This window comes from Mesorhizobium sp. WSM4814 (genome assembly GCF_055811595.1).
The window spans coordinates 221,066-243,085 of record NZ_JBVVQT010000004.1 but is presented as its reverse complement, the minus strand read 5'-3'; the positions used below and the strand labels follow the sequence as shown (position 1 = coordinate 243,085).

Here is a 22,020-nt window from a genome sequence, read left to right as displayed (position 1 = left end):
GCCTCTCCTACCCTCAAGCCCGCCCAGAGCATAGGAGTGGATACCGGTTTTGGGAAAATCCGATGCTCAAACAGAAGATAAGCGGCGGGACGATGCGATTTGAAAGTCCGCCGCTCTATACCGCCAGCGCCTCGGAAAACTCCACCGCCCGACCCTGTCCTGGGGTGACGATCTCGCCTTCCCACATTACGCGCCGGCCGCGCACGATCGTGCCGACCGGCCAGCCGGTGACTTGCCGGCCGTCGTAGGGCGTCCAGCCGGCCTTCGAGCCTGCCTGCGCATTGGTGATGGTCTCGCGGCGCTTCAGATCGACGATCGTGAAATCGGCGTCGTAGCCGGCGGCGATGCGGCCTTTCCTGGCCATGCCGAAGATACGCTGCGGGCCGTGGCTGGACAGGTCGACGAAACGCTGCAACGTCAGCCGGCCGGCATTGACGTGATCGAGCATGATCGGCACCAGCGTCTGCACGCCGGTCATGCCCGACGGCGAGGCCGGGTAGGGTTTCGCCTTCTCGGCCAGCGTGTGCGGGGCGTGGTCGGAACCCAGCACATCGACAATGCCTTGCGCAATGCCGCGCCAGATGCCGTCGCGGTGGCGCGATGCGCGCACCGGCGGGTTCATCTGGATCAGCGTGCCAAGCTGCGCATAATCGTCCGCGCTCAGCGTCAGATGATGCGGCGTCGCCTCGCAGGTCGCGACGTCCTTGTGCTGTTCGAGGAAAACAATCTCCTCGGCGGTCGAGATGTGCAGCACGTGGATGCGGGCGCGAACCTGGCGCGCAATGCGCACCAGGCGCTCGGTGCAGCGTAAGGCGGCGATCTCGTCGCGCCACACAGGATGCGAGGCCGGGTCGCCCTCGATGCGTTCGCCGAGCCGCTCGCGCAGCCGGAATTCGTCCTCGGAATGGAAGGCCGCACGGCGGCGCGTATTCCTCAGGATCGAGGCGACGCTTTCATCGTCCTCGACCAAAAGGTCACCGGTCGACGAGCCCATGAACACTTTTATGCCGGCAGCACCGGGTAGCCGCTCAAGGTCGCCGGCGTCCTTTGCGTTTTCGCGGGTGCCACCGACCCAGAAGGCAAAGTCGCAATGCATGCGGCCGGTGGCACGCCGAACCTTGTCGGCAAGCGCTGCTTCGCTCGTGGTCAGCGGGTTGGTGTTGGGCATCTCGAAGACGGCGGTGACGCCGCCCAGCGCCGCTGCCCGCGAACCTGTCTCCAGATCTTCCTTGTGCTCCAGCCCCGGCTCGCGGAAATGCACCTGGCTGTCGACGACGCCCGGCAGGATGTGCAGGCCGCGACAGTCGACCGTTTCGCCAGCGGAAGCCTGGCCGAGATCGCCGATAGCGGCGATGCGCCCGCCGTTGATGCCGATGTCGCGCCGGCCTTCGCCGTCGTGGTTGACCACCGTGCCGCCTGTCAGGATGAGGTCGTAGGTCGTGGCCATGCTGATCCGGTCTCTTGCGGGGGGAGTGCCAGCGGCTTACGTAATGGCCGACCGTTTTGCAAGATCAGGTTCTTTTCCGCCCATGCCTTTTGCCCAGTTGAAAGACCGCGCGCTCGTTTCCGTGTCAGGCCCGGATGCCGAGAGTTTTTTGCAGAACATTCTGACCACCGACCTCGACGCGCTGGCTGCCGGCGAGGCAAAGCCGGGCGCTTTGCTGACGCCGCAAGGCAAGATTCTGTTCGACTTCCTGATCTCCCGCGCTGGCGAGAATTTGTTCCGGCTTGAATGCCGATCCGATATATCAGACGATTTCATGCGCCGGCTGATGCTCTACAAATTGCGGGCCAAGGTCGAGATCGCCAAGGCAGATCAGGGACTTGTCGCTGTTGTTTGGGGGAATGATTCAACTGCTTCGCAGTTTGATTCAACGCCGGTTGCCGATGCACGGTTCCGCGACGCAGTCGTCAATCGCTTTTATGACGCCGCTGCCGCCGGCGGCGACCCGGCCGCATGGCAAGCTCTGCGCATCGCCCATGGGATTGCCGAAAGTGGCAGCGACTATCAGCTCGGCGACGCCTTCCCGCATGATGTGCTGCTCGACGAGATCGGCGGCGTCGGCTTCAGGAAGGGTTGCTATGTCGGCCAGGAGGTGGTTTCGCGGATGCAGCATCGCGGCACCGCCAGACGGCGGGTGCTGATCGTTTCGGCCGAACGGCCCCTGCCCGCTCCTGGCACAGAGTTGACAGTTGCAGGGCGACCGGTCGGCACGCTTGGCACGGCCGCCGGCACGGCGGGCCTCGCCATAGCCCGCATCGACCGCGTCAAGGCAGCGCTCGACGCCGGCCAGCCGATCATGGCGGATGACGTCCCGGTGTCGCTCACCATCCCGGCCTGGGCGAAATTCATCTTCCCGCAGGAACCCGTCGGCGCGGAGGAGGCCTGATGGCGGCCGACCGTCCCGGCGCGCCGCCGCGCGCCTGGCAGCGCATGCTGTCGGGCCGGCGGCTCGATCTGCTCGACCCCTCGCCGCTCGACATCGAGATTTCGGACATCGCCCATGGGCTTGCCCGCGTCGCCCGCTGGAATGGCCAGACCATCGGCGATCACGCCTTTTCCGTCGCCCAGCATTCGCTGCTGGTCGAGGCGCTTTTCGGCGAGCTGGTGCCGGACGCCCCAGCCGATGCGCGGCTGGCGGCTTTGCTGCACGACGCGCCGGAATATGTCATCGGCGACATGATCTCACCGTTCAAATCGGTGATGGGCGGCAGCTACAAGGAGTGCGAGCTGAGGCTGCAGCGTGCCATCCATCTGCGCTTTTCGCTGCCGGTCGAACCTGTTGCGGGCCTGCGCAACGAGATCAAGCGCGCCGACCAGATCGCCGCCTATTTCGAGGCGACGCTGCTTGCCGGCTTTTCGACCGCCGAGGCGACCGAATTCTTCGGCCGGCCGCGCGGCTTCAATGCCGACCGCTTCGATTTCACCCCGCGTTCGGTGACCTGGGCGCAAAACGCGTTTCTCAAACGGTATGCGGCAATCGAGAAATCGCGGCGCCAAACAGTGCAGCCGGCCGACTGAAAAACGCTGAGGGGATACAGCGCCGTGTTCGGGCGGGGAGCCGAAGGTGTGAGCCTGCCGCGACGGATTGAAGGCCGGGGCGTCGATCGGATAGAATCCCTGCTACCGTCCCTGTCGGTCGAGCCGCTCCAGGAACCACTGCGTCAGCCGCACCCATACCTCGTCTTTTTCGCCAGAGTCCTCCCAGCCATGATCGAGGTTGGGATTATCGTTGACCTCTATGACGAAGACACCGTCCTTGGTCTCTTTGAGGTCGACGCCGTAGAGGCCATCGCCGATGCAGCGCGCCGCCCTCACCGCCGTCTCGACGACATGGGCCGGCGCCTCCTTCAAGGTGAAGGTCTTGATGCCGCCCTGGTCGGGCTTGCCGTTGGCCTTGTGGTTGACGATCTGCCAGTGCTTCTTGGCCATCAGGTAGTGCACGGCAAACAGAGGCTGGCCGCCGAGCACGCCGACGCGCCAGTCATATTGGGTCGGAATGAATTTCTGTGCGATCAGGAGATCGGAATCCTCCAGCCATTCGGTGGCAAGCGTCTTCAGCTCCTCAAAGGTGGCGCATTTCTTGACGCCGCGTGAAAACGACGAGTCCGGGATTTTCAGCACCAGCGGAAAGCCCAGCGTCTGCGCCGCCACTTCAAGGTCCGAGATGCCGGCGATCATCACCGTCGGCGGCACCGGCACCTTGTTGTAGGTCATCAGCTCGTTGAGATAGACCTTGTTGGTGCAGCGGATCATCGACAGCGGATCGTCGATGACCGGCATGCCTTCCTGCTGGGCGCGGCGCGCGAAGCGGTAGGTGTGATTGGAGATCGAAGTCGTCTCGCGGATGAACAGCGCGTCGTAGTTGGCGAGCTTGGCCAGATCCTTTTTGGTGATCGGCTCGATTTCGACGCCCATCTTCTCGGCGATCTTGGCCCAATAGCGCAGCGACGAGATCTCCGATGGCGGCAACTCCTCATGCGGATCGACCAGCGTGGCGAAGGTGTAGCGCGCCGGCGTGCGGCCCTTGGTGTCACGCCACTCGCGGCTGGTGTAGGTCTCAAGGCACTGAAGAAAGCGCTTTTCTTCCTCCTCGGTCATCCTGGCCAGCGGATGGAAGCCGATCTTGCGGATCGAGGCCCATTCAGCGCTGTCCGTGATGTGGACTTCCAACGCCGGCGCCCGGAACCAGTCGAACAAAAGCTTGGCGAATCGATCCCATATCTTCGACGAGCCGATGCCGAAGAAGATGCAGACTTTTTGCGGAAAGGCTCCGCCCAGATCCTTGCGGCATTTGTTGAGTGCGAGTTCCAGCTCCGGCAGCGCATGCTCGTAGAGCTTGCGCTCGGACAGGTCGATCATCGTCTCGACCGTCGGAATGACCTTGTGACCGCGCGAACCGGCGAGCAGCGAGGCATAGTAGCCGCGGCTTTGGTAGCCGTAATTGTTCGACAGGTTGATGACTTTCGGCCGTTGGCCGCGAAACAGCGCCGGATGCGCAAGATAGTCGCGATTGGTGATGATCTTGTGCGGTGTCGCCACCTGATCGAGATCGTTCTGCCGGCCGGTAAGGATGACCCAGGTCATTGTCTTCAGCGCTTTCCGAGGATTATGGCGGCACGCAATCCATCGCGGCCGAATTGCGCCATGTTCATGAAGATGCCGTAAGGCACCGGAATGTTGGCGGCATCAAGGATGGTCTCCTGTCTCTCGTCTTCGACCCAGGGATCGTGGATCAGGATATGGTCGCCATCGTCGCCGATGGCCAGCACCCAGTGCGGAACCTTCTTGCCGAACATAAGGAAGCCGCTGATCAGGACCAACACCAGTTTTCCTTCTGCGATTGCGGTGCGGATATCGTCGATGGCGAATGGACGGTAATTCACCGGGATGCCGTAACGTTCCGCGCGCCGGCGAAAGTCGACCTGCGCCAGTTCCATCACGCGGCGCTTGTCTTGGCTGCGCACCGACTGCAGGAACAGCGCACCATGGAAGGAGACATATATCTCGGCAGACAGCCCGCTTTCGTGGCCGGCAACGGCGAGGCCGAACGGCTCGCAGCCGCCCGGCCCCGACATCATGAAAACGGTGGTCGACTCGCGCCACAAACGGATTTCCATCACCGGGTCGGGCACGAAGCCGGCATCGAAATTGGCCATCGCCATCATCAGGCAGCACGGGCCGCAGGTGAATTCGCAGGTCTGCTGGTAGAACGGCACCCTGGTGGCGACCGGAATGTCGCCGCGCAGGGTCTTTTCGTAGCGCAGCGCCGTGGCGCCGTCCTCGTAATAGCCCGGTTCGCGGCCGATCTTGCGGTAGCCGCTCTGCTCGTAAATGCGGATGGCTCGGCTGTTGTCCTCGCGCACCTCGAGACGCAGCATCATGCGGTTGTGCTCGAAGGCGGCTTCCTCGGCCCGTTTCAACAGCATGCGGCCAATGCCGAGCCCGCCGAAAAGCGGACCGGTGGCAATGGAATAGAGCCGCGCGACTCCGCTGCCCTTGCGAAACAGCACGACCGCATAGCCGGCGATGCGGCCGTCGTTTTCGGCAACCAGCATCTCGGCGGTCTCGCGTTCGATCAACTGACGAAAGGAACGGCGGGAAATGCGGTCGCCAGAGAAAGCAGCTTTTTCGATCGCCGCGAGGTCATCGACGTCGGACGCGCGGGCCGTGCGGATCTCGGCAGGCATGCGGGCTTGGAAAACCTCGATTGGATTCTTGGAAAGGCCTGGTCAGAAGTGTCGACAACACAGCCGAAGCGCCAGCATCCGTCAAGCGCTATCGCACCTCGGTTCGGGCTGAAATTTCTACAGTTTCGGCGGCGCATGACCCCCAAAAAAATCGAAATCGATTTTCGGAAAGGATGATGCGCAAATTAAAGTGCTACAGCGTCCTTTGCGTGTCCAAAGACGCGGCGCTGTAGACGCAAGCTTTGAAAAACAGCGCAGCTCAGCTGGCAAGCCCGGCGACAAGCTGGCTGTAGGCGCTGTTCGCCACTGCAGTCAGCTGCGCGCGCGGCAGCGAGCCGACGACGGCGCAGCCATAGCCCTTGTCCAACCAGTAGATCGCCTCGGGGCCGTCTTCTTCCGCTCCATAAGTGCCCTTGGTCTTCTCGGCCGATTCCGCTGTGACGAACAGCGAGATGCGCTCGCCCTTGGCGTCCTCATAAAGCAACATCGCGGCCTTGCTCTCGCCAGCGGGCAGCAACCGACCGCCGACGAGCTGGAATCCTTGCGCCGCCAGATCCGGTGCGACCAGCTTCAGGCCGACTCTGTTGGACAGCCAGGTCTGCAGATGATCCTTGTCGCTGGCCGGCACTTCCACCGCGTGCCGCTGCTCGGCGGCATAGAGGACATGGGCTGCGATCGCCTGCTCGGCGAGTTGGTCCTCGGCCGGGTCTTCCACACCGAGATGGTCGATGCCGGCGACATAACCGCCGACACCGCCGATGGCCAACATCGCCGCTGCGGCAGCCGCCCGCCACCAGCGCGAGCTCGATGCCGCGGTCTTGACCGGCGCCTCACCGAACACGATATTTTGCAACCGCGCCGGCACTGGCTCGTCGAGCACGCCGGCGAAGGCGGCGCGCAGCGCTGCGCGGTCGGCGACATAGCGGACGCTCCTCGCCTTCATTTCAGGATTGGCCTCGAGCCAGGCATCATAAGCCACGCGCTCGTCAACCGGCAGCTCGTCATCGAGGGCCATATGGATGTCGCGTTCGGAAAAGTCGCGCCGGGTCATTTCTCGACGATCCTTATCGCCCGGCGACGCGCGGCATCATCCAGCAACCCGCGCAACTCGTCACGCCCGCGCGCGATGCGGGACATCAGCGTGCCGGCCGGGACGCCGAGGATATTGGCGGCCTCGGCATAGGAAAAGCCTTCGATGGCGACCATGACCAGTGCTGCGCGCCGATCGGGGCTGATCGCCTGCAACGCGTCGATGATCTCGCGCGAGGCGATGCTCTCCACCTGCTCAGCGGGCGCTGCCTGCGCCTCGCGCGCTTCCAGCGGCAGGATCGCTGCTTCGCCGCGCCGGTTCACCTTGCGCATCTGGTCGATGAACAAATGATGCATGATCGTAAACAGCCACCTCCTGGGGCTTTCTCCAGTCTGCCAATTGTCGAGCCGCACAAGCGCCCGTTCGAGACAGTCCTGGACGAGATCGTCGGCGGAATCGCGATCGCGCAGCAGCGAGCGCGCATAACGGCGCAGGCGTGGTATCTCGCCCAGGATTGCTGCCTTCTTGTCGTCCATGACCGCTGGGCCTGAGGTCGCCCTTGTTCATCCGATTGAACGCGCCTTCACGGCGCGGCGCAAGCGGCCAACGCGAAGCGGTCCGCCGCCCGGCCACCCAAGCAACAACATAACGCTGGCGGCGGGGGATTTATTCCCGGGTGGGATTGAGAGGCGAAGCAGAGTCCTCCCATCGCGGGCGACGCGACAAAGGCCCGATAACCCGCCGCGGCATGTGCCGGAAGGCCAGCGATCTGGAATAGAGCCGTCGAGTTCCTTCGCACCCCCCTCTGGCCTGCCGGCCATCTCCCCCGCAAGAGGGGAGATCGGCAGTTTCGGCGCTCCGCGCAATTCGCAACGGTGGAGATTTGAGTAAAGCACCCGTGCGCGCGTAATCTCCCCCCTTGCGGGGGAGATGCCCGGCAGGGCAGAGGGGGGTGCTGTCCCTCCAGCGCTGCGGAACATCCCGCGCCGTATTGGGGCTCACAGTTGAACCGCCCGGATCGGGCTCGCCAACGTCAGTCTTCCCATGCCTCGTCGGTGAATGCCTTCATGTCGAAGTTGGGGTCGGATGGCCCCAACGCGGCACACTTCTCCTGCCACACCGCAATCCTGTCACGCCAAGGCTTGCGGGCGTGGTTACGCTCAAGTTCATGCAAAAGTGCAATCCGCACTGCTTCCGTTTTACTGGCAGCGTTGATCTCACACTGCAATTTTGCGGCCAGCGCATCCACTTCTTTGTCGCGAATATAAAGAGGCACTTTTGAATATCTCCTGCTGAACCTTCAACTATTCCATTTTATTGGACATTCAAACAGACGATCCCTTAGGTTCCTCTCGCCGCTCTTGTCAGCAGTCGCTGGTAGAACAGGCCGATGCCGATCAGCACTGCGCCAAGGCCGATGAAGGACAGCGCCCTCAGCACGCCTTCCAGTTCCGACATGTCGAAGAGAAACACCTTCAAGACAGCGACCGAGATCAGCGCGGCCGACGCAACGCGCAGCACCTGCGACTTCAGCCAGACGCCGGCGGTTAGCAGCGCCACGCCGATGATCAGCCACAGCGCGGAATAGGTGTAGGTCTCGAGCTGGCCGAGGCCGCTCCACAGGCCGATGAACTCGCCCTTGAACAGCCGCCGCACCGATAGCGTCGCATAGACGAAGGCGAGCAGCGCCGCCACCAGCGCCAGCATCGCGGCATACCATTTCGGCCGCTTGTCACGTGCGTAAAGCGCGAGCCCCCCGGCAGCGAGGGCCGGCAAGAGATAGGCGAGGAACAGCAGGTTGAACACCGGGATCCGGCCAGTCGATTCGTCGGTAAACAGCGGGTTCAGCGCCACAAAATGCTGGATGACGATGAAGGCGACCGAGACGATGCCCGCGGCAAGCGAACCATAGCGCAGCACCAAGCTTGGCGAGCGCATGTCGATGGCGACCAGGATTGCGCCGGCGCCGATGGCGATCAGCGTGTAGATCGCCTGCTCGGCGAGCGTCGCAGCACCCATGTCGATGACGCCGCCATGCATGGCATGGCGCACCAATATGGCAACCGTGAGCACTGCAAACAGTGCTGCGCCCGCTTCCATGGCGAGGCGTGGCCGGCCATTTGTGGTGCGGGCGAGTTGCCAGGCGGCGAAGCCGAAGGCAAGCGCCGGCACGCCGTAGCCCGGCAGCAGCCAGTTGAACACCGGCGTCCTCGACAGGAATTCAGCGCCGACGATTGTCGGATCGAAGGCGATGCGGCCGAGCACGGCGATGACCGCAGCGACCGAAATCCAGCCGAGCACCGGGTAGGCACGCCAGCGGGTGGCCAGCGCCGGCACGATGGCCGCGGCACCCAGAAGCATGGTCGTCCAGCCGGACCCAAAGGCCATGTAGAGCATCAGCAAGGCAGCGACTGCTGCCCCGCCAAGCGCGAACGAGACGGCCGCACCGCCCTGCAGCGGCGGCTGTTCACCGCGCGCAATCCACTCGCCGCCGGTGGCGAAGACCCCCACCAGAATGGCTGCAACCGCCGCGTAGACAAGATCGCGGTCGAGATTGCCGAAGGTGAACCAGAGCGCCAACAGAATGACCAGCGGTGCGACAACGCCCCATGCCGCCCATGAGGCGGCGCGGATGTGAGCCGATGCAGCAAATTTGCGCGCTGCCCAGAAGCCGGCTGCGATGAACACAAGTCCGAGAACGATGCCGATCCTGAGCATCAGCGTATCGGCAACTGCCGCCGGCAGGCCATCGACGCCGAGAGCGCCGCCCGAAAAGTCTGAAACGACAGAGGTTGGCGGAATGATGCCGAGATAGACCAGAACCGTCGCCAGCCCTGCGGCGTGCAGAAGCGCCAGCGCCAGCGGCCGGTAGAGCGCTACCGCGACCAGGGCTGCGATAAGGGCTGCACCCGGCAGAGCATCGCCGGCAGCGTATGCGGGGTCGACGAACAGCGCCATCGCCGAAAGGCCGACGAAGAAGCCAGGCGCGACCGATGGCCAGTCGAAGCCCCTGGCGGGTCCTGCTTCGCCACCGCGACGGCCGAGCCAGACGAGGGCGAGCACCGCCAGGGTCACCGCATTGATAAAGAGGACGACAGGCAGGTTGGTGCCCGGCGCATCGGTCATGTAAAGAATGGTCCAGAGGCCGGTGCCGACGAACGCTGCCGCCATCAGCAATTTCCAGTCGCGCAGGCGGGCGATCACGCCGGTAGCGGTGAGCACAATCGCCAAATAGCCGAACAGCGCCCAAGGATTCGGCGCCTGCGAGGCGACCAGCATGGGCGTCACCACCGCGCCGAGCAGGCCGACACCGGCCAGCGCCTGGCCATGGACGAGGGCTGCTGCGATCGTCGCCACACCGATGGCGCCGAGCAGCGTGAAGGCGAGCGCCGGCCCGATGAAGCCGTAGACGCCATGCGCGGCATAAACCGTGCCGAACAGGATGAAAGCACCGGCCGCCGTCAGGATCGCCGGAATATAGGCGCCGGCGACTCCCTGCACCGGCACCTTGAAGCCGGTACGGCGGATGAACTCGCCGACGGCGACCAGCACGAGCCCGAGCATTGCTGCCATGCTCAGCCGCACGCCGGGACCGAAAATGCCGGCCTCGATGGTGTAGCGGATCAGAAACAGCCCGCCCAGCGCCAGCGCGATGCCGCCGACCCAGACCGCCCAGCGGGTGCCGAGCGCCGTTTCAATATCGGGTTTTTGGGCCGGTTTCGCCGTCGCGGCCACCGGTTGCGCAGGTGCAGGCCCAGCCGGCGCCGCTTCACCCGCAGCCCACGGTCCGGATGCAGCCTTCCCGGCTTCAACCTGCGTGGGCGGCTTTTCCTCAGCAGCAGCTTCGCCCGCCGATGGCGGGGCAATGTCGGTGACGGCCGCAACTGCCGCGTCTGCTGGCATGCTGTCGTTTGCGGGCTGTTCTACCGGCTTGGCCTGCGGCGGGCCAACATGGACGCCCGAAAGCACGAGGCTGCGCAGCGCACCAAGTTCGCGCTCGATCAGGCCGATGCGGCTCTGCTGGCGCGAGATAATGACGAACAGCGCGATGATCGCGACCAGGCCGATCAGGCTTTCGAACATGGCGGTTCCCCCAAACCAAGCCAGTAGTGACCGACAAATACGGCGGCCAGACGGCCAGCCGAGTCAGCCCGCCGCCAGATTGGCGGCCGGAAAGATCGAGCACGTTTCGGTGCCGAAAGCCAGCGGCGGAGCCTTGTGTTTGTTGTCGATAATGCGCTGGAGCAATTCCAGGCCGGTATATTCAGCGATGCCGAGGCGGAGCGGCGACACCCGGCCGGGATAGAGTTCCGCTTCGCTCATGTAACGGTCTCTCTCCCGATCACCTTATGCAGCGCATGGTGCTTGCGCAGGGCGGCGAGGAAGCCGGTGCGGGCGCCGGGCGCCTCGATACCGCGCGGCTCGTAGACATGGCGGGCAAAAAAGAAGCCGGTCAGCCGGAAGGCGTCCTCGATCGCCGCCGGATCGGCGCGCAGCCCGGAGCCGCGCTGCAGGAATGCGGGGAGCACCAGCATCTTGTCGCGCCATGGCGCGCCGGCCTGGCGCGACACGGCGCGCCCGGACTTCGGTGAGACATAGGCAAGGTCCTGCCTGGCGCCGGTCGCGGCACACTGGCTGAGATCGAGGCCAAAGCCGAGTTCGTCGAGAATCAGCAATTCGAAGCGCGCCACCAGCTCGCCAGCGGCGTCCGCATCGTCGAGATGGGCGATCATCACGGCCAGCGTCTCGTAGAGGCCGTCATGCGCGTCGCGCTCGGGCAGCAGGCGCAGATGCGCCGCCATGGTCTGCAGCCCATAGATGGCGACGGCGCTGTCCATCAGCCGGGCGGCGTTCATCTCGATCGCCTCGGCCTGGAAGGTGCCCAGATGCTCGTCGAGTCGCGCCCGCCACAACAGGTCGACGCGGTTGCCGGGCTGCAGAACCGGCTGCTGCTTGCGCGAGCGGCCGCCGCGCACAAGGCCGAGGTGGCGGCCGTGCGCACGCGTCATGACCTCAAGAATGGCGCTGGTTTCGCCATGCTTGCGGGTGCCGAGAATAATTCCCTCGTCGCGCCATTCCATGAACGCAGCTTGTCACCGCTTCGGTGGCGAAATCAAGTTTTTCAGGCGCTGTGTCGGTGCCCTCCGCGGCGGTCCGCGCGGAGGTGATCGGCAAGCACTTCATCGATCACGCGTCGCGACTTTTCAACCTCGATTGGATTGATGTCTATATGGCCGGCGACCGTAATCAGCGCTTTCCATAGCGTCCAGCCACGGCCTCGCGCCCAGGTTGCCTCGTCGGCCTGAAGACCGGCGCGAAACACCTCTCGGCTTTTCCCTTCGAAGAGCGTCCACGCAATCGCCAAGTCGCACGAGGGATCGCCCACGCCTGAAGTTCCGAAGTCGATCACGGCGCTCAAAGCACCTTGCCTGACCAACAGGTTTCCCCAACTGACGTCACCGTGGAACCAGACGGGCGCACCGTGCCATGTCGCGGCAAGCGCTGCTTCCCACACCGCACTCGCGGCGACCGTATCGATCCTGCCGTCGAGGGCTGCAATTGCTTGCCGGGTCTCACCGTCGTAGACGCTCAGTGGTCCGCCGCGAAAAAAGTTGTGCTGCCCTGGCGCCGGTCCACCGGCGGGATCGACCCGTTGCAGGGCGACCAGCAATTGGGCCAGGCCGGCCGCGAATTGCGGCAGGCTGGCAATACGCTCCAGCGTAGCCGTCTCGCCTTCGATCCAGCGGTAGACGGACCAATGCCAGGGATAGTCGTCGGCCGGGGCTCCCATCGCCAGCGGGACAGGGACAGGCAGCGGCAGCAGAGGCGCAAGCCTTGGCAGCCAGCGATGTTCCTTTTCGACCTGCAAGGCATAGGCGGCCGCACTCGGCAGCCTCACCAGCATATGGTCTCCGAGATGAAAGGTCCTGTTGTCCCATCCGCCTGATGCAACCGGCCGGACAGCAAGATCCTTCCATCGAGGAAATTGCGTGGCGACCAACCGGCTCACGAGGGCTGTGTCGATAGTGACTTCTTGTTCAAGCATGATCTTTTCCGAAAACCGGCTCCCACTTTTCGGGACCATGCTCTAATGCGGAAACTCCAGCCCCATCTCGCGATAGCGCTCGGGGTCGTCGCCCCAGTTCTCGCGCACCTTGACGAACAGGAAAAGATGCACCTTCTGTTCGAGGATACCGGATATCTCCATGCGTGCCGCCTGGCCGATGGCACGGATCGTCTCGCCCTTGTGGCCGAGCACGATCTTCTTCTGGCTGTCACGCTCGACATAGATGGTCTGGTCGATGCGCACCGAGCCGTCCTTCTTCTCTTCCCATTTCTCGGTCTCGATATGGGAGGAATAGGGCAGTTCCTGATGCAGCCTGAGATAGAGCTTTTCGCGGGTGATCTCGGCCGCCAGCTGACGCATCGGCAGGTCGGAGATCTGGTCTTCCGGGTAATACCAGGGGCCGGCAGGCAGGGTTTCCGAGAGATAGTCGAGCACGTCCTTGCAGCCCGACCCGGTTAGCGCCGAGACCATGAAGGTGCGCTTGAACGGCACTCTTTCATTCGCTGCCGCGGACAGGGCCAGCAGCGCCTCGGGCTTGACCCGGTCGACCTTGTTGAGGATCAGCACCATCGGCTGGCGGACATCCTTCAGCCGTTCGAGGATCGCGTCGGCGTCGCCCCTGATGCCGCGCTCGGCGTCGATCAGCAGCAGCACGATGTCGGCGTCCTTGGCGCCGCCCCAGGCGGTCGTCACCATCGCCGTGTCCAACCGCCGCTTCGGTCTGAAAATGCCCGGCGTGTCGACGAAGACGATCTGTGCGTTGTTGTGGATGGCGATGCCGCGCACGATGGCGCGCGTCGTCTGCACCTTGTGGGTGACGATCGACACCTTGGCGCCGACCAGTTGGTTGACCAGCGTCGATTTCCCCGCATTGGGCGCGCCGATCAACGCGACGAAGCCGGAATGCGTGGTGGCGGCTTCTGTTGCCGGCGGCGGGACGTCTTCGGTTGCGGTCATACCGCGCTCCCCTTGTTCAGCCAGACGCCTTCGCGCAACAGCAGCACAGTCGCGGCGGCTTGCTCGGCCTCGCGCTTGGAGCGCCCGCTGCCGGTCGCCGGCGGATAGGCGCCGACCTTGACGGTGACGGTGAACAGCGGATCGTGGTCCGGTCCCTCGCGGCTGTCAATTATGTAGACCGGCACGGCGCCTGCCGCCTGATGCGCCCATTCCTGCAACTCGGTCTTGGCATCGCGGCGGGCGGCGCCGATGGCCTGCGAGCGCGGCCGCCAGTATTTGTGGATGAAGGCGCGGGCCGCCTCCAGCCCGCCGTCGAGATAGAGCACGGCGATCAGCGATTCCAGCGCATCAGCCCGCAGATTGACGCGTTTGCGCCCGTCCAGGCCGCGTACGTCCGAGCCGGCACGGATCAACTCCGGCAGGCCGATCTCCTCGGCGATGTCCGCCAGCACCTCGGCATTGACCAGCGCGTTGAGCCGGAGCGACAGCTCACCTTCGGCAGCATCAGGATACGCCGCCAGCAGCATGTCGGCGACGACCAGGCCGAGGACGCGGTCGCCCAGGAATTCGAAACGCTCATAGTCTATGCCGGCATGGCTGCTGCGGGCGCTGGCATGGGTCAGCGCGCGCTGCAAGCGCTGTCGGTCGGCAAAGGCGTGGCCGGTGCGCTCCATGAGCGCTTCGGCGAGCGCGTCGACGGTCAGCCGTTTTGTCGCCACCATGACCTATCTGACGAAATGGAGCAGGCGCGACGCGCGCATCTGCGACGGCCATTTCCAGATTTCGAGCGGGCTGGCGCTGCCACCGATCGAGAAGAAGATGAGGTTGGCGCGACCGACCAGGTTCTCGTCGGGCACGAAACCGACGGTGAAGCGGCTGTCCGAGGAATTGTCTCTGTTGTCGCCCATCATGAAATAGTGGCCGGGCGGCACGTCGAACTCCTGGGTGTTGTCACCGATCGAGTTGGGTATCAGGTCGAGCGTGTCATAGCTGACGCCATTCGGCAATGTCTCGCGATAGACGTCGACCGGCCCGCTCTCCTCGGTGATGTCGCGATTGTCGATCTGCCCGACCTTCTGGCGCTGCACGCCGACGCCGTTGATGAAGAGCTGGCCATCCTTGACCTGGATCTTGTCGCCCGGCAGGCCGACGACGCGCTTGATGTAGTCGACGGAGGGATCCGGCGGGAACTTGAACACCGCCACGTCGCCGCGCTTCGGCTCGGCGCCCCAGATGCGGCCCGAAAACAGGTCCGGCCCGAACGGCAGCGAATAGCGCGAGAAGCCATAGGACCATTTGGTGACGAAGAGATAGTCGCCTTCGAGCAAGGTCGGCCGCATCGACCCGGACGGTATAGAAAATGGCTGGAAAAGAAGCGTGCGGATGACCAGAGCGAGCAACAGCGCCTGGACGATGACGCTGACGGTTTCGCCAAGCCCGCCGGATTTCTTCTGGGATTTTTCAGCCACGCTCATGTCGTCCTCGATTATGCGTTGGTTGGTATAGAGTCTCGGCGCGCGCTGGGCAACGTCATGCCGGTGGTCAGATGCGATCAATATGGCGCTTATTCGACGGGCATCGCCTCGATTATCACAAAGGCTTGAGCAAGCGGAAAATCATCGGTGATGGTGAGGTGGATCGCCGCCCTGTGCCCTTCAGGCAGGATCTTGTCCAACTGCGCCGCCGCCCCGCCGGTCAACGCCATCGTCGGCTTGCCGCTGGCCAGATTGACGACGCCCATGTCGCGCCAGAACACCCCTTGCGCCATACCGGTGCCCAGCGCCTTGGCGCACGCCTCCTTGGCAGCAAAACGCTTGGCATAAGAGGCGGCGCGGGCGCCGCGGTTTTCGGAGCGGGCCTGTTCGACCTCGGTGTAGATACGCTGGATGAAGCGCTGGCCATGGCGCTCCAACGATTTTTCGATGCGTCTGATATCGATCAGGTCGCTGCCGATGCCAATGATCATTGAGCGGGAACTTCCCGTCCGGCCGTTCCAGCTCTGTTCGTCAGGCGCATGGAGCGCGAGAAAGAGCGGCGTGGCCATACGTAGGTGCGCACCCGCTCAGGAAGACCATCAGACTTGCGGCGTCGAAAAAGCACTCTGTCCCTGTCCTGATCCAATACGCCGGCCCGGCCACCCGGTTGCACGCCGGAAGGCAATCGAGGCTTCGATATAGCGACACCCAAGCCCCAAGACAACGAATCGCTGCCGCGATGGTCTGCCACAGGAGGTAATGCGACGGGCTCGCCTTGCCCCGAAGCAGCAAGTTGCATGGACGTCAGCTTGCGAGCAGCAAAGCTTCAGCCGCACTCCTATAGTGCACGGCCGGCGTTGCCGGTCTCGAAAACCCAACCGTGGGGGTAATCCTCGGCAAAGCCAGCCTCGGGAATGAGCAGCGTGGCACGGTATGGCACTGTGGGAGCCTCGTAGATGTACTCGGTCTCACTCACACGATGGTAGCTTTGCGGCAGAACAACCAAACTCGACACGCCAGCCACCAGCCAGGCCACCGGAAAATCCGCCTTGTCGCCGACCTTCAGGTTCATTCTGCGAATTTGTTGCAGGTTCGTCGCCGGCGTAAAGCTGTAGTCCAGGTCCACCATCGACTGAACCGCCGGCTGCCGCTGCCCATTGACAGTCCAGCCGGTCTCGTTGCGGATTATTGTGAGATCAACTGACAGGGAACCGATGAACCCGCGAACGCTGCCGGATTTGGTCGTCCAATCGTCGGCCAGTTGCACAGTGTAGTCCAAACGTGCCGGGCCCGCGTCCGACAGGTATACAGCGGCTCCATTGAGGAGCCAGCCGAAATCTGTCTGGGTTAGCTGCACGACATCGTGCCCTGGTTCGTCCGTCCTGCGCCAGATAGCCAGTAGAGACATGCCCTCACCTCTCGATGCGTTGTTCATCACCACGATCAATTTTTCGGCCGAGGTCGGATACGAGTTGCTGAAGGCTGCTCCCCAATATGACCAGGCTCACTCCGAGCAAGGCGACATCCTTGATCAGAAAGGCACCTAACCCGTTGAGGAAGGGAAACCCTCCGGAGCCCGTTTCCCAGATCGGCAGGGTGAGCATTGTCGAGGATGTCAGCGCGAAGATGACTGAGCCGATGGCACCCCCCGCGAGGCCGGCCCAAACGCTGCGGACAGATGCTATCAGCAGAAGCGCTGTGACCAGTTCGACCACGCCCAGGAAGTAGGAGGCTCCCGCAGATCCGAACGCGGGATAGAGCCATGCCAGCCAAGGCGTATTCTCGATGAATGGCCTAAGCGCCTCGATCTCGATTGCAGTAAATTTCAAAATGCCGATCAACAGCAGAGGGAGCACCACCCCCAGAAGGGTTACCGCGCGACCGACGGCAGCAAGGTGGTAGCCAGCTTGATTGATGCGCGCCACGAACGGAGCGTTGGCGGTTGCAGAGGTAAACATGGCCTTCTCCTTTCGATTTGTATGCTCAAAGCATATAATAATTCGACCTTGATGTATATGCTCCGAGCATATATTTTTTGGCGATGACCGATTCCAGGATTGAAAATGTGATTGGCGCTCTAGCGCTCGCCTTTGCGGACATTTTGCAGCGGGACGCTCAGGCCAAAGCACCGGAGCCCGGCCCAGCGGCTTCCGCGATCACCCTCATTGGCCACGTACCGGGCCTGTCGATCGAGAGGCTGCGCCGCGCATTGTCACTGTCCCATTCGGGCACCGTCAGACTGGTCGATCGACTGGTCGCGGAGGGATTGGCGGCTCGGTTCTCGGCGCCTGACGACCATCGCGCGGTAGCGCTAAGGCTCACTCCTCTGGGCGAGACGACATGCAGTGCTATTCTTTCCGCTCGCCAGAAAGGGCTCGCGTCAGCGCTCTCTGTTCTAAGTCAGGAGGAGCTGCAGGAATTCGGTAACCTTGCCGCCAAGCTGTTGCGTGGGCTCGTCAGCACCGAGGACCATGCATACCGTATTTGCCGGCTCTGCAACTATACCGCTTGCCTTGACTGCCCTGTGGAAGCGGAACTGGCCTGAGCTGTGGCTTTGGCAAAACTAAAGCGCGTCGCACCTCGATGATGGCTGCGGCGGGCGTGAACACGGTTGCCCGCAAGCCGACTTGCCGATGCGCTCGTTCGCGCCGAAATTTCCGGTTACCTGTTGTACCAGCTGATCTCGACGAGATTGCCGTCCGGATCGCGGAAATAGACCGACATCATCGGGCCACGGGCTCCGATCCGCTCGACCGGCCCGACTTCTATCGCCACGCCATTGGCAGCCAGGCTGGCGCATACCTCTGCGAGCGGGCGCGCGGCGACCAGGCAAAAATCCGCGGAGCCCGGCGTCGGCGCCTTGGCCTTCGGCTCGAAAGTGTGGCCTGCCTCATGCACATTGATCTTTTGCGTTCCAAACAGCAGCGCCGTCGGCCGGTCCGGCTCGTCGAGGCGCTTGAAGCCGAGCACGCGCTGATAGAAGGCGCAGGTGTCCTCGACGGAGCTAACCGTCAGCACGAAATGATCGATACCGGCAATCAACGAAGCGCCTCAGTTAATGTTTGTTTTGGCAGGTCGTGTCCCCAAACCGCTGCGCACCTCGGTTCAAGCCCCGGTTCAAGCCCAAGGAGGGCATGCTTTTGGGCGACATGCCTTAAATGTTGCGGCTGCCCGGCTTGACCGGCGGTATGGCGGCAAGCTCGGGCGGCAGCCTGTCGGCCGGGTAGGCCGGAACCTCATATTCGGCGAGCGCGATCAGCGGCACGCCGACATCGGTCTTGCCGGCCGAGCGGTCGATGATGCAGGCAGCGGCAACCACCTCGGCGCCAAGCGCGCGCAGGCAGTCGATGGTCTCGCGGATCGACAGGCCAGTGGTGACGATGTCCTCGACGATGACGACGCGCGCCCCCCTGGCGATCTCGAAGCGGCGGAGCCTGAACTCGCCCGCTTCCCGCTCGACCCAGATCGCCGGTGCGCCAAGATGGCGCGAGGTCTCGTAAGCCGGGATCAGCCCGCCGATCGCCGGGCCGACGACGTAATCGATCCTGCCGGACACAGCAGCGCGGATTTTTTGGGCCAGCGCCTTGCACAGGCGCTCGGTCTTGTCGGCATGCATGAAGACCCGCGCCTTCTGCAGGAAGACCGGGCTACGCAAACCCGAAGTCAGGATGAAATGCCCCTCGAGAACGGCACCGGCCTCACGGAAAACGCCCAGCACTTCGTCGGTGTTCATTGTTCGCTCCGTGTGGATGGTGGTGAATGGTGAATAGTGAATGGTGAATGGTCAGTAGTCAGTAGTCAGTAGTTGGCGGTCGGCAGTGAGAGCACCTTTCTTTCACTATTCACTATTCACTATTCACTATTCACTATTCACTATTCACTATTCACTATTCACTATTCACTATTCACTATTCACCCATTCACGCGCCGTGCATCGCTGACGCTCGAATTGTCCTTGAGCTGCGACAGCAGCCGGTTCAGGTGCTTCAGGTCCCAGACTTCGAGATCGATCAGCATTTCGGTGAAATCAGGCGCGGTGCGCACCATCGACAATGTATGGATGTTGGCATCGTTGGATGCAACGACCTGCGCAATGTCGGCCAGTGAGCCCGGCGCGTTGATGGCGGTGACCGAGACGCGCGCCGGAAACCGCTCCTTGGTGCGCTCGTCTATGTCCCAGCGCACGTCGATCCAGCGTTCTGGCTGGTCGTCGAAGGCCTGCAGCGCCGGCGACTGGATCGGATAGATGGTGATGCCGGTCCCCGGCTGCACGATGCCGACGATGCGGTCGCCGGGCACAGCACCTTCCGGCGCGAAGCGCACCGGCAGGTCGCCGCGCACGCCGCGGATCGGCACGGCGCCGTCCCTTGGCTGGTCCTTGTCCTTGCGTGCGGCGCGGCCCGGAATCTGGAACAGCATGCCGGCGGCGTTGCGGATCTTCGACCAGCCCTCCTCGCGCTGCTTGGGCGCCGCCAGCGTGATGCGCTCGTCCTTGTAGTCGGGAAACACCGCCTTGATGACATCGGTGGAGGCAAGTTCGCCGCGGCCGACAGAGGCCAGCACATCCTCGATGTCCTTTCGTGCCAGCCGATGCAGCACCGATTTCAAGCTTTCCTTGGTAAAAATCTTGCCTGACCGTTCGAAAGCGCGTTCCAGTATGCGGATGCCGAGACCCGAATACTGCTTGCGGATGGCATTCTTGGTGGCGCGGCGGATCGCCGAGCGCGCCTTGCCGGTGACGACGACCGATTCCCATGCTGCCGGCGGCACCTGCGCCTTGGAGCGGATGATCTCGACCTCGTCGCCATTCTTCAGCTCGGTCATCAGCGGCATGATGCGGCCGTTGACCTTGGCGCCGACGCAGGTGTCACCGACATCGGTGTGCACCGCATAGGCGAAGTCGATCGGCGTGGCGCCGCGCGGCAGCGCGATCAGCATTCCCTTGGGTGTGAAGCAGAACACCTGGTCCTGGAACAGTTCCAGCTTGGTGTTTTCGAGGAAGTCCTCGGGATTGTCGCCTTCGGCAAGCTGCTCGATGGTGCGTCGCAGCCAGGCATAGGCGTTGGTCTCCTTCGAGATCGCATGGGCAGTGCCGTTCACCTTGCCGCCGCTGTCCTTGTAGATCGAATGCGCGGCAACGCCATATTCGGCGATCTTGTTCATCTGATAGGTGCGGATCTGCAGCTCGACGCGCTGCCGCGACGGTCCGACGATGGTGGTGTGGATCGAACGGTAGTCGTTCTGCTTCGGCGTCGAGATGTAGTCCTTGAAGCGGCCGGGCACCATCGACCACGTGGTGTGGATGGCGCCGAGCGCCCGGTAGCAGTCCTCGACGGTATCGACGACGACGCGAAAGCCGAAAATGTCGGACAGCTGCTCGAAGGACAGCGCCTTGGCCTCCATCTTGCGGAACACCGACCACGGCTTCTTCTGACGGCTCTTGACCTCGGCCTTGATCGCATATTTGTCGAACAGCGTGGACAGCGCCTTCTCGATCTCGGACAGCACATCCTTGTTGCGCTCGAAGATTTCGGCGAGCCGCGCGGTGACGGCGCGGTAGGCTTCGGGATTGATGAAGCGAAAGGCGATCTCCTCGAGCTCCTCGCGCATGCCTTGCATGCCCATGCGCCCGGCCAGCGGCGCATAGATATCCATCGTTTCCTCGGCGATGCGCAGACGCTTGGCTTCGGGGACATGGTCGAGGGTGCGCATGTTGTGCAAGCGGTCGGCAAGCTTGACCAGCAGCACGCGAACGTCTTCCGATATCGCCAGCAACAGCTTGCGCAGGTTTTCCGCCTGCTCGGCCTTCTTGGAGACGAGGTCGAGTTTCTTCAGCTTGGTCAGGCCTTCGACCAGCTTGCCCATTTCCGGACCGAACAGCTCGTCGATCTCGGCCCTGGTCGCCGTGGTGTCCTCGATCGTGTCGTGCAGCAAGGCAACCGCGATGGTCGCCTCATCCATGTGCATTTCGGTGAGGATGGCGGCGACTTCGAGCGGATGCGAGAAATAGGGATCGCCGGAGGCGCGCTTCTGGTGACCATGCTTCTGCATGGCGTAGACATAGGCCTTGTTGAGCAGCGCCTCGTTGACGTCAGGCTTGTAGCGCTGGACGCGCTCGACAAGCTCATACTGACGCATCATGGGCGGGATCTCGCAGTGCTGAAATGAATCATGCGCCGCACTGGCGTACGGCGCATGTCATAGATAACCACGAAACCGCCGGCGCGAAAGTGTCGGCGGCCGGTGGGAAGATCAATAATCGTCGCTTTTTTCCGGCGGCACCAGACCTTCGATGCCGGCCAGGAGGTCTTCCTCGGTCATGCGGTCGAAGGTGATATTGTCCTCGGTGTCGTCGGCGTCGGTTGCCGCAGCGGCGGTGCCGGTCTGGTCGGCGATCGCCTCGCCGTCGGCTTCCGGCTCATCGACCTCGACATGCTTCTGCAGCGAGTGGATCAGGTCTTCCTTGAGGTCGTCGGGCGACAATGTCTCCTCGGCGATCTCGCGCAGCGCGATGACCGGATTCTTGTCGTTGTCACGAGGAACGGTGATCTGCGCGCCCTGGCTGATCTGACGGGCGCGGTGGCCGGCCAGAAGCACGAGCTCGAAGCGGTTGTTGACCTTGTCGATGCAATCTTCAACGGTTACGCGGGCCATGAGCTGCCCCTTTCATGCCTGGATTTGATGGAAAACAGGCGCGGTCCATAACCCGAACGCCGCCAAAATACAAGCTTTTTGGCAGTGCCGGACAATGCCGGGCCTGGGGGCATGGTCCCGGGGTCTGGCCAAGGCCAGTCTGGGCG

Annotated in this window: 23 protein-coding genes; 3 read left to right on the top strand and 20 right to left on the bottom strand. The window is 63.2% G+C overall.

Annotated features, from left to right (window positions below; genetic code table 11):
* Positions 1-115: 115 nt before the first annotated feature.
* Positions 116-1,447 carry a dihydroorotase gene (locus AC0L2V_RS09600; RefSeq protein WP_473509967.1) on the bottom strand — a complete coding sequence of 444 codons (1,332 nt, stop codon included), beginning with the start codon at positions 1,445-1,447 and terminating at the stop codon, positions 116-118.
* A gap of 82 nt (positions 1,448-1,529) precedes the next feature.
* Here AC0L2V_RS09600 and ygfZ point away from each other — a divergent pair, with 82 nt between their 5' ends.
* A complete protein-coding gene (ygfZ, locus tag AC0L2V_RS09595) occupies positions 1,530-2,390 on the top strand; it encodes a CAF17-like 4Fe-4S cluster assembly/insertion protein YgfZ (protein ID WP_473509965.1) in 861 nt (286 codons plus the stop codon).
* Entirely contained in the window at positions 2,390-3,022 is a 633-nt protein-coding gene (locus AC0L2V_RS09590; RefSeq protein ID WP_473509964.1) for an HD domain-containing protein, read from the top strand. Before ygfZ ends, AC0L2V_RS09590 begins: the two co-directional genes overlap by 1 nt.
* A 102-nt stretch (positions 3,023-3,124) precedes the next feature.
* Here AC0L2V_RS09590 and AC0L2V_RS09585 read toward each other — a convergent pair whose 3' ends face one another.
* From AC0L2V_RS09585 to AC0L2V_RS09515, 15 genes are all read right to left on the bottom strand, one after another.
* Complete coding sequence (locus tag AC0L2V_RS09585) at positions 3,125-4,588, bottom strand: RimK family protein (protein ID WP_091590488.1); 1,464 nt, start codon at positions 4,586-4,588, stop codon at positions 3,125-3,127.
* 5 nt (positions 4,589-4,593) lie between these two features.
* Complete coding sequence (locus AC0L2V_RS09580; RefSeq protein ID WP_473509962.1) at positions 4,594-5,691, bottom strand: peptidase C39 family protein; 1,098 nt, start codon at positions 5,689-5,691, stop codon at positions 4,594-4,596.
* Positions 5,692-5,950: 259 nt separating this feature from the next.
* A complete protein-coding gene (locus AC0L2V_RS09575; RefSeq protein ID WP_473519990.1) occupies positions 5,951-6,742 on the bottom strand; it encodes an anti-sigma factor family protein in 792 nt (263 codons plus the stop codon).
* Positions 6,739-7,257, bottom strand: a complete 519-nt coding sequence (locus tag AC0L2V_RS09570) for a sigma-70 family RNA polymerase sigma factor (RefSeq protein WP_128172707.1) — start codon at positions 7,255-7,257, stop codon at positions 6,739-6,741. The genes AC0L2V_RS09575 and AC0L2V_RS09570 overlap by 4 nt, the downstream gene beginning before the upstream one ends.
* A 497-nt stretch (positions 7,258-7,754) precedes the next feature.
* Complete coding sequence (locus AC0L2V_RS09565; RefSeq protein ID WP_473509959.1) at positions 7,755-7,997, bottom strand: type II toxin-antitoxin system VapB family antitoxin; 243 nt, start codon at positions 7,995-7,997, stop codon at positions 7,755-7,757.
* A gap of 65 nt (positions 7,998-8,062) precedes the next feature.
* Positions 8,063-10,804, bottom strand: coding sequence for a DUF2339 domain-containing protein (locus AC0L2V_RS09560; RefSeq protein WP_473509958.1), 2,742 nt, complete (start codon positions 10,802-10,804; stop codon positions 8,063-8,065).
* Positions 10,805-10,867: 63 nt separating this feature from the next.
* Positions 10,868-11,044: a hypothetical protein gene (locus AC0L2V_RS09555; RefSeq protein WP_473509957.1), complete on the bottom strand. Its 177-nt coding sequence runs from the start codon at positions 11,042-11,044 to the stop codon at positions 10,868-10,870.
* Entirely contained in the window at positions 11,041-11,802 is a 762-nt protein-coding gene (recO, locus tag AC0L2V_RS09550; RefSeq protein ID WP_473509955.1) for a DNA repair protein RecO, read from the bottom strand. Before recO ends, AC0L2V_RS09555 begins: the two co-directional genes overlap by 4 nt.
* A gap of 41 nt (positions 11,803-11,843) precedes the next feature.
* Positions 11,844-12,767, bottom strand: a complete 924-nt coding sequence (locus tag AC0L2V_RS09545) for an aminoglycoside phosphotransferase family protein (RefSeq protein ID WP_473509953.1) — start codon at positions 12,765-12,767, stop codon at positions 11,844-11,846.
* Between the two features lie 42 nt (positions 12,768-12,809).
* Positions 12,810-13,745 (bottom strand): GTPase Era, encoded by a 936-nt coding sequence (gene era / locus AC0L2V_RS09540; protein WP_473509952.1) that lies wholly within the window; start codon positions 13,743-13,745, stop codon positions 12,810-12,812.
* Positions 13,742-14,467 (bottom strand): ribonuclease III, encoded by a 726-nt coding sequence (gene rnc, locus AC0L2V_RS09535; RefSeq protein ID WP_473509950.1) that lies wholly within the window; start codon positions 14,465-14,467, stop codon positions 13,742-13,744. The genes era and rnc overlap by 4 nt, the downstream gene beginning before the upstream one ends.
* 3 nt (positions 14,468-14,470) lie before the next feature.
* Complete coding sequence (lepB, locus tag AC0L2V_RS09530; RefSeq protein ID WP_473509948.1) at positions 14,471-15,220, bottom strand: signal peptidase I; 750 nt, start codon at positions 15,218-15,220, stop codon at positions 14,471-14,473.
* Between the two features lie 89 nt (positions 15,221-15,309).
* A complete protein-coding gene (gene acpS, locus AC0L2V_RS09525) occupies positions 15,310-15,711 on the bottom strand; it encodes a holo-ACP synthase (RefSeq protein ID WP_023800765.1) in 402 nt (133 codons plus the stop codon).
* A gap of 347 nt (positions 15,712-16,058) precedes the next feature.
* The gene (locus AC0L2V_RS09520; protein ID WP_473509947.1) at positions 16,059-16,655 is read right to left on the bottom strand and encodes a putative glycolipid-binding domain-containing protein; all 597 of its coding nucleotides are present in this window, start codon (positions 16,653-16,655) and stop codon (positions 16,059-16,061) included.
* Positions 16,633-17,178 carry a DUF417 family protein gene (locus AC0L2V_RS09515; RefSeq protein ID WP_473509945.1) on the bottom strand — a complete coding sequence of 182 codons (546 nt, stop codon included), beginning with the start codon at positions 17,176-17,178 and terminating at the stop codon, positions 16,633-16,635. Before AC0L2V_RS09515 ends, AC0L2V_RS09520 begins: the two co-directional genes overlap by 23 nt.
* Positions 17,179-17,261: 83 nt before the next feature.
* Here AC0L2V_RS09515 and AC0L2V_RS09510 point away from each other — a divergent pair, with 83 nt between their 5' ends.
* Positions 17,262-17,765, top strand: coding sequence for a MarR family winged helix-turn-helix transcriptional regulator (locus tag AC0L2V_RS09510; RefSeq protein ID WP_473510087.1), 504 nt, complete (start codon positions 17,262-17,264; stop codon positions 17,763-17,765).
* Positions 17,766-17,881: 116 nt separating this feature from the next.
* On the opposite strand, the gene AC0L2V_RS09505 is transcribed toward AC0L2V_RS09510, so the two are convergent.
* From AC0L2V_RS09505 to rpoZ, 4 genes are all read right to left on the bottom strand, one after another.
* On the bottom strand, positions 17,882-18,262 hold the full coding sequence (locus AC0L2V_RS09505; RefSeq protein ID WP_473509943.1) for a VOC family protein: 381 nt from the start codon (positions 18,260-18,262) through the stop codon (positions 17,882-17,884).
* Between the two features lie 112 nt (positions 18,263-18,374).
* Positions 18,375-18,953, bottom strand: coding sequence for an orotate phosphoribosyltransferase (gene pyrE / locus AC0L2V_RS09500; RefSeq protein ID WP_473519989.1), 579 nt, complete (start codon positions 18,951-18,953; stop codon positions 18,375-18,377).
* Between the two features lie 179 nt (positions 18,954-19,132).
* Positions 19,133-21,361 (bottom strand): RelA/SpoT family protein, encoded by a 2,229-nt coding sequence (locus tag AC0L2V_RS09495; protein WP_023800771.1) that lies wholly within the window; start codon positions 21,359-21,361, stop codon positions 19,133-19,135.
* A gap of 111 nt (positions 21,362-21,472) precedes the next feature.
* On the bottom strand, positions 21,473-21,874 hold the full coding sequence (gene rpoZ / locus AC0L2V_RS09490; protein ID WP_023800772.1) for a DNA-directed RNA polymerase subunit omega: 402 nt from the start codon (positions 21,872-21,874) through the stop codon (positions 21,473-21,475).
* Between the last annotated feature and the right edge of the window lie 146 nt (positions 21,875-22,020).